General features: G+C 61.7%; 12 protein-coding genes. 5 read left to right on the forward strand and 7 right to left on the reverse strand.

The window, feature by feature from the left end; all coding sequences use genetic code 11:
• The first annotated feature begins 29 nt into the window (after positions 1-29).
• The gene (locus HHL24_RS08195) at positions 30-524 is read left to right on the forward strand and encodes a hypothetical protein (RefSeq protein ID WP_169485001.1); all 495 of its coding nucleotides are present in this window, start codon (positions 30-32) and stop codon (positions 522-524) included.
• A 432-nt stretch (positions 525-956) separates the two neighbouring features.
• Here HHL24_RS08195 and HHL24_RS08200 read toward each other — a convergent pair whose 3' ends face one another.
• Positions 957-1,238: a hypothetical protein gene (locus HHL24_RS08200; protein ID WP_230417379.1), complete on the reverse strand. Its 282-nt coding sequence runs from the start codon at positions 1,236-1,238 to the stop codon at positions 957-959.
• Positions 1,225-1,485, reverse strand: a complete 261-nt coding sequence (locus tag HHL24_RS08205; protein WP_206002765.1) for a LysR family transcriptional regulator — start codon at positions 1,483-1,485, stop codon at positions 1,225-1,227. Before HHL24_RS08205 ends, HHL24_RS08200 begins: the two co-directional genes overlap by 14 nt.
• A 502-nt stretch (positions 1,486-1,987) precedes the next feature.
• Here HHL24_RS08205 and HHL24_RS08210 point away from each other — a divergent pair.
• The 4 genes from HHL24_RS08210 (at position 1,988) to HHL24_RS08225 (ending at position 5,125) form a co-directional block, all read left to right on the forward strand.
• A complete protein-coding gene (locus tag HHL24_RS08210; protein WP_169485002.1) occupies positions 1,988-2,761 on the forward strand; it encodes an ABC transporter substrate-binding protein in 774 nt (257 codons plus the stop codon).
• Positions 2,762-2,922: 161 nt separating this feature from the next.
• Positions 2,923-3,612, forward strand: a complete 690-nt coding sequence (locus HHL24_RS08215; RefSeq protein WP_169485003.1) for an ABC transporter permease — start codon at positions 2,923-2,925, stop codon at positions 3,610-3,612.
• Positions 3,609-4,322 carry an ABC transporter permease gene (locus HHL24_RS08220; protein WP_169485004.1) on the forward strand — a complete coding sequence of 238 codons (714 nt, stop codon included), beginning with the start codon at positions 3,609-3,611 and terminating at the stop codon, positions 4,320-4,322. The genes HHL24_RS08215 and HHL24_RS08220 overlap by 4 nt, the downstream gene beginning before the upstream one ends.
• 35 nt (positions 4,323-4,357) lie before the next feature.
• Positions 4,358-5,125 carry an ABC transporter ATP-binding protein gene (locus tag HHL24_RS08225; protein WP_169485123.1) on the forward strand — a complete coding sequence of 256 codons (768 nt, stop codon included), beginning with the start codon at positions 4,358-4,360 and terminating at the stop codon, positions 5,123-5,125.
• An 8-nt stretch (positions 5,126-5,133) separates the two neighbouring features.
• On the opposite strand, the gene HHL24_RS08230 is transcribed toward HHL24_RS08225, so the two are convergent.
• The 5 genes from HHL24_RS08230 to HHL24_RS08250 form a co-directional block, all read right to left on the reverse strand.
• Positions 5,134-6,165, reverse strand: coding sequence for an SGNH/GDSL hydrolase family protein (locus tag HHL24_RS08230; RefSeq protein WP_169485005.1), 1,032 nt, complete (start codon positions 6,163-6,165; stop codon positions 5,134-5,136).
• A 331-nt stretch (positions 6,166-6,496) separates the two neighbouring features.
• On the reverse strand, positions 6,497-8,095 hold the full coding sequence (locus tag HHL24_RS08235; protein ID WP_169485006.1) for a TolC family protein: 1,599 nt from the start codon (positions 8,093-8,095) through the stop codon (positions 6,497-6,499).
• Positions 8,082-10,400, reverse strand: a complete 2,319-nt coding sequence (locus HHL24_RS08240; protein ID WP_169485007.1) for an FUSC family protein — start codon at positions 10,398-10,400, stop codon at positions 8,082-8,084. Before HHL24_RS08240 ends, HHL24_RS08235 begins: the two co-directional genes overlap by 14 nt.
• Positions 10,381-11,430 carry a multidrug transporter subunit MdtN gene (gene mdtN / locus HHL24_RS08245; protein WP_169485008.1) on the reverse strand — a complete coding sequence of 350 codons (1,050 nt, stop codon included), beginning with the start codon at positions 11,428-11,430 and terminating at the stop codon, positions 10,381-10,383. Before mdtN ends, HHL24_RS08240 begins: the two co-directional genes overlap by 20 nt.
• Entirely contained in the window at positions 11,427-11,705 is a 279-nt protein-coding gene (locus HHL24_RS08250; protein ID WP_169485124.1) for a hypothetical protein, read from the reverse strand. Before HHL24_RS08250 ends, mdtN begins: the two co-directional genes overlap by 4 nt.
• Positions 11,706-11,777 lie beyond the last annotated feature (72 nt).

Here is an 11,777-nt window from a genome sequence, read left to right on the forward strand (position 1 = left end):
ATCCAACGAAGTCTCAGGGAGATCGCACCATGACCAAAGCCGCTAAACAATCCCAACCCGCTTCACGCCCACCTGTCGACGCGCTTCAGCACGAGAAACTCGCATTGCAGGCATTCGACCTTTGCAACCGGCAGTTGAACCAACTGGACACACTTGTCACTTTTGCGGCCACAATATGTAGGAATCCTGCCATTACGATAGAGGAACGCCGACACCAGCAGACCCTGCTTGAATTACTCGTCCACACCGGGGAGCAGTATCAGCAGGAACTCACCTGCGACCGCGAACTGTTCCAGGTGATCGCCTTGGATGCGAAGGGCGTCGCTCAAAGCCGCATCACTGCAAGCCGTGCGACGCGCCTTCTTGAAGAGTCCTCGCAGATCGCAGCGGAAGCACAAGCGGAAGCCCACGCCCAAGCCCAAGCTGCGACAGCAAAGGCCAACAAGCGCAAACAGCCGTCCGCCAAAGAGACAACGAGCGTAAATGCAGAAACCGCCCAGCAACCGGTTGTCGCGCCGTACTAATCCATCAGGAGTGGCCGGCGCGTCGCATAGACGCGCTGGAGAGACTATTGACGCGCCGCTGCCGAGCGTAACTGTACGTTCACGGTCGTGTCGAACGCATATCGGGATACGCTACACGCGGTGCTGTGTGCTGTCGGCTACAACCTGCGTTGGTTGTTGCGCGCCATCGTCCGCGCGGGCCTGAGGTTCGCACTTTTTATCCCCGCGTTGCCGCATTGGCTGGCGAACGTCACGCTAAAGCCAGCGCTTGTTCGCGACAAGCGCTTTCGATGGGCTGATTAGCGTTCGCCGACAGACAAGCTGCAACCTACTATATTCGGCAAGTCGGGGGTGATGGAGAGAACGGAGAATAGCGTCAGCCCATGAGCGGGGCAAGCTGCAAGGTGCCGTCCGCCTCCATTGTTCTACTCGCAGCGCTCGTGGCCACTGCTTTCACGTCGCAGACAAAAGCGCTTGAGCCTGTTTGAGAAGCGCGTGCGACGCGGCAAACTCATTACGTCCAGCCATAGTGAGGGCGGCGTGAGCCGTGCGCGCGAACAGCGCGTTGTCGGACGTTACGACCGCATTCAAGCCGCAACCGGGGTGGTCGTATTGGCGAAAAAACGCGACCATCTGGAAAGCATCGGACTGCCATGTTTGGGGGCCGGCCTTGGCTAGAATCTCAGCGGCTGCTGCCAACTGTCGCGTGGCTGCCAGGAATTCAGCGGGTTCCATGACATCTTTCTCCTCTTGCCTCTGACAACAGCCACGTGCGAAACGCTTCAAGACGCGGCACCAGCCATCGGGACGCGAACGACGGCAGGACGGTAATGCGCAACGGCCGCTCATCAGGCTCCATCAGGCGCACGGTTGCCGCCGCGATGCGATCGAGCGCGCAGGCGAGTTCCGGAAGATAGGTTTCGCCCTTTGCGGTGAGCTTCAGTGTATGTCCTCGACGCTCGAAAAGGCGAGTGTTCGGCATCTGCATGATCCTCGTGGCGGCTTATGTCGCGTTCGCCTGACGCCTAAGGCAGCACGTGTAAATGCGACGACAGAGCGAATCTTTGCGGTGATTGATGCAGCCGGAGCGAACGACTGGCCGCCTCATAGGACGGCCGAGGCAAGCGTCTGCACCCGCTCGCCCTGCCCACGCACCCCTGTCTAGACAGGGGTGTTCGAGCCTTGAAGTGAAATATGTATATACAACTTGCGTGATTTGCATAGGGATAGCGCTCATTCAGGTTGTCGTAGCTATTTGTAAACTCCCGTAAATTCGAGCGTAAATCGCGCATCATGCGCGCAAACCCTACTTGCGGTGTTGAAAGTGGACTCGCTACCATGATGTCTATACAACATAAGGTGATGCAGGCGCGTACGAAGTAAAAATCACCCTGTATATACAACATCGCTGGGTAGAATCCACGGAGACGGGGGTAGTTCGCCCCGCACCGTTCAGCGCCTCGAAGACCGTTTCTGGAGAGTTTATGAAGAAGTTCGTCCTGTGCATCGCACTTGCCGCCGTTGCAACCGGTGCGTATGCAAAAGACTGGTCGACCGTTCGGTTCGGCGTAGATGCCAGCTATCCGCCGTTTGAATCAAAGGGCACGGACGGCAAGCTCGTCGGCTTTGACGTCGATCTCGGCAACGAAATCTGCGCGCGTCTGAAGGCGAAATGCGTGTGGGTTGAAAACGACTTCGACGGCATGATCCCCGCGCTGAAGGCGAAGAAATTTGACGGCGTGCTGTCGTCGATGTCGATGACGCCGCAACGCGCGGAACAGGTTGCCTTCTCGGCGAAACTGTTTAACACGCCGACGCGCCTCGTCGCCAAGGCCGGCTCGCCGCTGCTGCCGACGCCGCAAGCGATGGCCGGCAAGACGATCGGTGTCGAACAGGGCACGATCCAGGAAACGTACGCGAAGACCTATTGGGAGCCGAAGGGCGCAAAGGTCGTGCCGTACCAGAACCAGGATCAGGTCTATACCGACCTGCTCTCGGGGCGCCTCGATGCTTCGCTGCAAGATGCGGTGGAAGCTGAAATCGGCTTTCTGAAGACGCCGCGTGGCGCAGGCTTTGCGTTCGCCGGCAAGGATATCGTCGATGAAAAGGTCTTGGGCAATGGCGCAGGCATCGGCATGCGCAAGGACGACGCCGACCTGAAGGTGAAGGTTGACAAGGCCATCGCCGACATCATCAAGGACGGCACCTACAAGAAGCTCGAGAAGAAGTACTTCGACTTCGACGTGTACGGCGGCTGAGCGGCAACTGAGCGCCTTTCTCGTCGCACCTTTTTTTCGTTGATATACACGATCCACTCGCCGCGCGGCGGCGCGGCGTCATCTGTTCAAGCTCCCGAAATCAGCCGTGCAGAACAGATGCGCTGCGCGATCAAACGCCTCGCCATCAAGGATACGTAAGCATGTTATTTCACGGGTTTGGCCCGCTTCTTCTTGCGGGCATGTGGGAAACGATCAAGCTGGCGATGTTGTCGCTGGCTGCTTCGTTTGTGCTGGGGCTTGGCGGTGCCGCAGCGAAACTATCGCCCAACCGGGTGCTGTCTCGCCTCGGCACGATTTATACGACGCTGATTCGCGCGGTTCCTGACCTCGTGCTGATGCTGCTGTTGTTCTACGGCATTCAGATCCTGCTCAATAATCTGACCGACTGGCTGGGTGTCGATCAGATCGACATCGACCCGTTTGTTGCCGGCGTCATCACGCTCGGCTTTATCTACGGGGCCTACTTTACCGAGACGTTTCGCGGCGCGTTTCTCGCTGTTCCTCGCGGGCAGCTCGAGGCTGGCTACGCCTACGGCATGAGCTCATGGCGAGTATTTAGCCGGATCATGTTCCCGCAAATGATGCGCTTCGCACTGCCCGGCATCGGCAACAACTGGCAGGTGCTGGTCAAAGCCACAGCGCTGGTCTCGATCATCGGCCTCTCCGACGTGGTCAAGGCGTCTCAGGATGCGGGCAAGAGTACGTTGCAGTTTTTCTTTTTCACGTTGACCGCTGGTGCGATCTATCTCGTGATTACAACCGTGTCGAACCTTGCATTGATCTGGCTGGAAAAGCGTTATTCGATGGGCGTACGGAGGGCAGCGCTGTGATTGAACTCGTCAGGCAATACTGGCAAAACTATCTATACACCGACGGCTACCATTACAGCGGTCTTGTCATTACCTTGTGGCTCCTCGTTGCGTCGATCGGACTGGGCTTCGGTCTCGCCGTTCCACTCGCCGTTGCGCGCGCGTCGCGTAACCGCTTCATCTCCGGACCGGTCTGGCTCTATACGTATGTTTTCCGCGGCACGCCGCTCTATGTCCAGTTGCTGCTCTGCTATACAGGCCTCTACAGCCTCCAGGTCGTGCACTCGCACGAACTACTCGATGCCTTCTTCCGGAGTGCGATGAATTGCACGTTGCTCGCGTTTACGCTGAACGAGTGTGCGTACGCCACGGAGATATTTGCCGGCGCGATAAAGGCGACGTCTTATGGTGAGGTCGAAGCCGGACAGGCTTTCGGGATGTCGAAATTCAAGCTCTACACCCGCATCATCCTGCCGTCCGCATTGCGGCGAGCGCTGCCCAACTACAGCAACGAAGTCATCCTGATGCTGCACGCCACGACGCTCGCTTTCACCGCCACCGTACCGGACATTCTGAAAGTGACGCGCGACGTCAACTCCGCAACCTACGCTTCCTTCCAGGCATACGGCATTGCTGCCCTGCTGTATGCCGCCATCGTCTTTACGCTGGTATGGGCGTTTCGCCGGATGGAAACACGCTTGCTGGCCTTTCTGAAGCCGCAAGGGCATTAACCGGCTACCCGCAGCCAAGATGGAGTGTATTGAGAATGTATAAGCTGATTGTCGACGACGTGCACAAGAAGTTTGGTGACAACGAGGTTCTGAAGGGCGTATCACTCAAGGCAAAGGCCGGTGATGTCATCAGTATCATCGGTTCGAGCGGCTCGGGGAAAAGCACTTTTTTGCGTTGCATAAATTTTCTTGAGCAGCCTTGCTCTGGGCGTATCACCGTCGACGCGGAAGAGATCCAGACGAAGCGTGACCGAAAAGGCGCATTGCAAGTGAGCGATCGCAAGCAACTGCAGAAAATGCGCGCCAAGCTATCGATGGTGTTTCAGCACTTCAACTTATGGGCACACATGACCGTGCTCGAAAATATCGTCGAAGCGCCCATCAGCGTGTTGGGGTTGAGCCGGGCCGAAGCGGAGGCGCGGGCTCGCAAGTACCTGACCAAGGTGGGGCTCACGGCCGGCACGGAAAGCAAATATCCGTCCCATCTGTCCGGCGGCCAGCAACAACGGGTGGCTATTGCACGCGCACTGGCAATGGAGCCCGAAGTCATGCTGTTCGACGAACCCACTTCAGCGCTTGACCCGGAACTGGTCGGCGAAGTGTTGAAAGTCATGCAGGCGTTGGCCGAAGAAGGGCGCACGATGATCGTGGTCACGCACGAAATGGGATTCGCTCGCAACGTATCGAATCACGTGGTCTTTCTGCACAAGGGCAAAATCGAAGAAGAAGGCAATCCGCAAGACATCCTCGTCAATCCGAAAAGCGAACGGTTGGGGCAGTTTCTTGCTGGCAGCCTGAAGTGATGCTGCAGTCAGTGCCCTAGTCCGCTCTGTGCGATCTGCTGCTCCACGTACTGGGCGAACAGTGCATGCAGATGGGTCGTCGGATGAAGGTCGTCGGCGAACATATAGGTTTGATCGGCATTGGACGTCACGTAGGTCGCCGGTGAGCACAGCAAAGCTGTGTCGTCCGGCGTTTTCGTGGGGTCGCAGGCCTGGCTGGTGTTTGTCACGGCGAAGCCGTTGGCCTGAAAGTTCGCGATGATCTGGTCTACCCATGTATAAGCGTCGATCTGGATGATCTTGCCTTGCAGGCCATCGGCTTGCAAGGCAGCGTTCAGGTCCCCGTTGAAGAGTTCGGATAGCTGGGTCAGATTGGCTCCGCCGTCGGGCGAGGTGATGCCTTTGGGCGCCAGGCCGATATTCGGCACATTGACCACCACCACATGCGTGGCGCCGTTCTGAACGATCTGCCCGACAATCTGAGCGAGGGTGGATGCCGCTGTTTGCACGGTCGGCGCCGCCGCCGGCAGCGAACCGGCGCGAAGCACGTCGTTTGCGCCAGCCCAGACCAGTACCAGTTGACCGGAATTGAAGCTCCCGTGCGTGCTTAGATAGCTCGAAACCTGCTGGTTGACCGGCATTTCGACATTGCCGATCACGTCAGTAAGAAAGTCGTTCTGGTTTGCCGGCGTCGCGACCGTGGCGCCACCCTCTGCATAGCCGAAGCCGCTTTGCGCACTCAGTTTATGAGTGATGTCGATCGTGAACGCGGCGCTTAGCGAGCCGCCGTAGTATTGCGCAACGTCCTGAGTCCACACTTGACCCGGATTGGTCGTGAAACGTCCCCCGCCCACCGCGCTGGCGAGCGGCGCATAAGTCCCGACATCCGACAGGCTGTCGCCGAACGAGACGACTTGCAGATTAACGCCGCCCGCCGGAGTGGCAGTGCTACTGCCGCTACTTGAGTTGTCTCCATGCCCGCCACATGCGGTAAGCAGTGAAATCACCCCGGCAAGAATTGCAATACGTACCGTGTGTGACGTGTCATGGATTGCTCGCATAGCTCCTCCACCGCGGGTCGGCTGGGCAGATGCCCTCACGTGGCGGGCTTATCGCCCGCTTGTTCGTCGCCGTCGCCTTGCGACAGGTACTTTCGTGAAGCAAAAAGCGTGCGCCGTCGTGGCCCGGTCGTCGCGAGCTCCAAATGCTGGCGTGGTGTAAGGCAAATTGTGTCTGTCAGGCGGTCCGTTTTGTATCGGGGCGCTGGAGCAGTCCTGCCGGGCACGAGCGCTTTCTGCGACACCAGATGCTGGCGAACTTCGGCGAGGGCCTGCGTTACCGGTCTATGGACTTAAGGCAGATCGCCTGACCCATAGGGCTCCTCAGACTCCCTCACCAATTGTCACGCATCGGAATCGACTCAACCGACCCGGTCGCCAGCGCAAGCGCCGCTGCTGCCGACAACACACTGCTGTAACTATCCGCGTCCGCGTTCTTCGCCGCGAGCAATTGATTCTGCGCGAGCAGCGCGTCGGTCACCGAGCCGACACCTTGCCGATAGGCGTCGAACGCGGCGTTGTAAGTCGTCTGCGCCGCAGCAAGCAATTCTTTAGCAGCCGCCTGCGCGGCAAGACTGGTCTGCAACGTGTTCTGCGCAGCGACGATTTGCCGGACCGCTTCTTCACGGCTTCGCGTAAGACGGGTCGAGGCGCTGTCGGCGTCGTTGCGCGCCTGCGCGAGCACCGCCGATCGCAAGCCGCCGTCATACAGCGGAATTGTCACGCCGACGATCACGCTGCCGCCGTAGCGGCCACCGCTCAGGTTCACCGTCGGCAACTGCTGACCGATGGCCGGAACCGCCGAGATCGACGAACTGCCGGTGTTGTATGCCCCCGTCGCCGAGACGAATACCTTCGGCATGAAGTCCGACTCGGCCGCCTTCACCTTCGCGAGATTGACCCGTTCGGCCGCATAGGCGCTCAACACGTCCGGGCGGCGGGCGATGGCGGACGACACGATCCGGTCGATTGAATCGTTCGTGATCGCCGGGAGCGTGTGCGCCGGCATCTCCGCGATCCTGGGTTTCGAGAGCGGAGAAATCCCCATCGCGGAGATCAGCGCGAGATAGCTGTTGCTTTCGGCGCCTTGGGCCTGGATGAGTGCGAGCTTCGCCTGCGCGCGATTCTGGTTGGCCTGCGCCACTTCGATGACGGTGCCAATGCCATGCTTGTAGCGCGACTGCGCCGCGGCCAGGATCGCTTCGGCATTGTCGAGGCCTTGCTGCGTTGTCGCGATGCGGGCGCGCGCGGCCTGGTACGCGTAGAACGCGACGCTGACGTCGAAAATCACCTGCTGGTGGACTGCAGTGAAGGCGATGTTCGCCATCACCGATGCCTGCGACGCGGCCTCGACGCGCGCGGCGCGTCCGCCGAAATCGAACAGCAGCCATTGCAGCGCGACCACCGAAGTCATGCCGTGCCCCGTTGCGCTCGCCGACGAATCGCCGAGCACGGATGAACTCGAATCATGAAGGCCGGCATATTGCCCCATCGCCGCGACCGACAGTTGCGGAAGGTACGCGCTCTTCGCGATGCCGGCCGCGAGCGCCACATTGCGTGCGTCGTTCCAGGCGATGCGAGTCAGCGGGTTCGCCGACTCCGCCAGATCGATCAGTTCGGGTAGGTCGTATGCATGCGCCTGCTCCAGCGCTGGCGGAGGCGGCACGGCGGCGAGGGCGGGATTCGCGGGTAACGTGTAGCCGTGTGCGGTTGCAGCCGTTGCAGCCGAGCTAGCCGAAGTAGCCGAAGTAGCCGAAGTAGCCGAACTAGCCGAACTAGTCGGCCCCGGCACGATCGCGCCGGCCGCATCCGTCTGCGGTTGCCACGGACGGTCGGGGCTGTCCGGCGCCATGTCGAGGGACGACGTGGCGCATCCGGCCAAACCCGCCGCGGCCAGGATCGCCAGTGCGAATCGTGGGTTAAGCCGGCGCATGAGTTGCGAGTTCCTTCGCCGCGTCGTTCGACGCAGCGTGTTCGAGTTGAGTGAGGCGTGCATCGCCGAGGTTCAGCAAAGCGATGCGTGTGTCGTCGTCGGCTGCTGCTTTCGGTAAAGCCGCATTTGGGGCGACCGGTAAAGCCGGGCCGTGCGCGAGCGGCAAAGCTGCGTCTGGAGCAATTGGAAAAGCTGGGCCTGGAGCAACCGGCAAAGCTGCGCCCGCTGCGCCGCCTGCACGTTGTACGCTGACAGCACCCGTGGCACCCGTGGCACCCGTGGCACCCGTGGCACCCGCAGCACCCGCAGCACCCGCAGCACCCGCAGCATCCGCAGCATCCGCAGCATCCCCAGCACCGCCTCCGCCCGCCGACACCACCAGCCCACCCACAACCCGTTTAAGCCAGCCTTCAATCGCGGCATCGCCCGGTCGACGCTCGGCGAGCAGGAACATCGGTCCTTCCAGCGCGTCGAGCCTGGCCAGCGCGCTGCGGCGTTCGGCGATCCACTGCGGTTCGGGGCGGACCCACGACGGCTCGTAATGCATCAGCGCGAGGTCCTGTTCCAGCGCGCCGCACTGAGCCATGGCGCTCGCGGCCTGTGCCCGGCGCGTGACGGCATCAGGCAGGGCCGTCAGTCGTTCCCACTGCTGCCGCAGCGCGGCGAGCCCGGTGTCGATCCGCGCGGCCACGGTGACCGGCCAGATGCGCGTGAAGACCAGATACACGACGACATTGCCGATCAGGATCCCGATCGTGCGATCCCGCGCGAGCGTCAGATCGTAGCCAGGCGCCGCCCCCTGCAACACGCACATGAAAAACACCAAGGCGATCTGGAAGCCGGCATACGCAATACGTGGCGAACCGAATGCGACCCACGCCGACAGCCACGCACCGATCAGCACGAGCGCCATCAACCCGGCGACGGACGTTAGCACCGGCGTCACGAACACGATTGCGGCGGTACCGAGGAGCGCGCCCACGAGACAGCCGGCGATCCGCAGCGTCATCTTCTCGACGGTCTCGGCGGTGGTGCCGAGCGACACCATGTAGACCGTGATGAAGCAGGTGTGAATGCCCGGCCAGTTGATCTGCGAATAAAGCAGATAGCAGAACATTGCCGCCACGGTAGTCTTCAGCGCGTAGCGGACGTGGTCGGGATTGGTAAATGCATCCGGGAGGAAGAACCCGCCGCGCTTGCCGACGGGTGCCGGCGGGGTCTTGGCTTTGACTTGAGCTTGAGCGCGTGCCCCGGTTCGCGCGTCGGTTTCGCCTTCGCGTTCGCCTTTGCCTTCGACATCGACATCGACATCGGCACCGCCATCGGTTTGCACTTCGACCACGGCGAAGCGGGTGATCGCAGCATGCAGATCCTCAACGAGGAGTCGCGCGAGCGGCGTCAGTTCTGTCACGTTGGGCAGCCTGAGTTCGATGTCGACCGGATAGCCACCTGCCTCGAGCATCCGGGCCATGTCCTCCAGCGTCCCGGCGATCGGCGCGGCGAACGATGCTGGCAGCCGTCCCGACGGTTCGCTGGCCGCCAGATCGGCCGCGACCAGAATCGCCAGCGTCGACGACACGGCATGCCGCAGCGGCCCGACATCGTCGCGCACCGACGACCCGTCGACCACCGAGAGCTTGAGCCACGTGCCGATTTCCGCGTCGCCTTCGCGCAGGCATGCGCTGAGGGCGTCGGCTGTCGCCTCGGGTTCGACCAGGCTCCGGGCAGCAAGCCGCAGACGCTTTGCCAACTCGCGGCCGGCGAGCTTCCGCGGCGACGGCGCGATCAACAGGTTAACGCCGATCGAGACGCCCACCGGAATCGCGACCATCAGCCAGGCGTAGAGCAGGGCGCGCGTCGCCACTTCGCCGAACGGTACGCTGCCGAGTTCGTCGAGCGCAAAGCCGACGATCATAGCGATGATCGCGCCCACGGGCCGCAGCTTGCTCGCCGAGGTCACGAACAGCAGACCGAACGATAACCCCGCGATGCACGCAACCCGCCACATGGGATCGTCGAGCGCGAACATGGCCACCACCATGACGAGCCCGACGACCAGCGTGACCAGCACCAGGAGCGCCGAGCCCAGCACCACGCTCAAGACCCGATCGGGCCGGTTCAAAAAGAACACGACGTAAGCGGAGATCGCGGCTTCCGGCGTGCCGTACACGCTCGTCACGAACGCCGTCAGCGCGCAAATCAGCGCGATGCGGGTCGCCATCGCCGCGCGCCCGGGGTAGGGCGCAAGCAGCTTCAGGATGTCGGCGGGGCCCGGTCGGGCAAGATCACCGGCAGGCTGCGCCATGCCGGACCTCGACTATGGCACTTGCACCGATTCGCACCAGCCGGGCGGCCGGCTCGTCGAGCCGCACACGCACGGGGAAGCGCTGGGCGACCCGCACCCAGTTCACGGATTGCTGGACGATCGGCAAGGTGCGCGGCAGATTGATACGGTCGGAATCGCTAACGCCCGCGCCGATGCCGATCACTTTGCCGTGAATGGCCTGGCTGCGGTCGATCATCGAATAAACGGTCGCACAATCTCCCGGCTGGATTCGGGCAAGCGCGCCTTCCCGGAAGTTGGCGACGGCGAACCATTCGTCCGCATGGACGAGCGTGAAGATCGACTGATGCGGCGCGATCGTCTCGCCCGCCAGCACCGATAACCCCGTGACGAAGCCATTCTGCGGCGCGCGCACGATGGTGTCGTCGAGGCTGCGCTGCGCGAGCGCGAGGGCGGCCTCGCGCGCATGCACGACGGCGATGGCGTCGGCCTCGTCGCCGATGGTCCGCGCGGTCGCCTGCTTCTGCTCCTGCGCCTGCTTCAGCGATAACGCCGCATCGCGTTGCGCGACCTGCGCCTGATCCAGTTGCTGGACTGGCACGTAGCCCTTCGCCACGAGCGGCGTGAGCCGCTGCACGGTGCGCGACGCCAGTTCGTAGTTGTGTGCTGCTTTGCCGGTCTGGTCACCGGCGATGACCGCATTGGCGCGCTCGCCGACAATCGTTCTGCGTCGCGTTTCGAGCGCCGCGCGGGCCAGTTCGAGATCGGCCTGGGTTTGCGCGACCGCGAGCCGATAAGGCACAGGATCGATCTCGAAGAGCACGTCGCCCTTTGCAACCCGCTGGTTTTCTTCGACGGCCAACCTGATGATCCGGCCACCGACCGGCGAAGCGACGTGCACGACGTCGGCATCGATCGTTGCGTCGTCTGTTGATGGAAACCGGGTGGTCCGGTCATAGCCATACCAGGCCGCCGCGACGCCAAGTACGACGATCACGCCCGCGATCACGCGGCCTTTGACAGAGGCTTTACGCAAACCGGCGATTTTCATAAGAGCTGTCCTGTTCCCGAAAGCCAGAAGAGCACCGCGACCGTCAGGCCGATGGCCAAGCAGACTGAGAGTTGAAACGGGACGATCTGCGCCCACCCCGTGGAAACGAAGATCCGATGGGCGGTGAGCGCGCCGAGGAGCCCGACTACAGCGCTCAATAGCCAGAGCGGAAAATAAGCGCCGAAGATTTCATACGACGGCGCACCGCGCAGCGTACACCCCTGCAAACACAGGCTCAGGGCAACGACGGCCGGAAGATACCGCGTGCGGAGCATGATCGAGGCGCAGGCGCTTCTTTGATTTGGCTTGAACGGCATTGCGGCGTGGCGAGTTGGCTGAATGCGTTA

It is taken from the genome of Paraburkholderia polaris (genome assembly GCF_012927345.1).
Taxonomy (GTDB): Bacteria; Pseudomonadota; Gammaproteobacteria; order Burkholderiales; family Burkholderiaceae; genus Paraburkholderia; species Paraburkholderia polaris.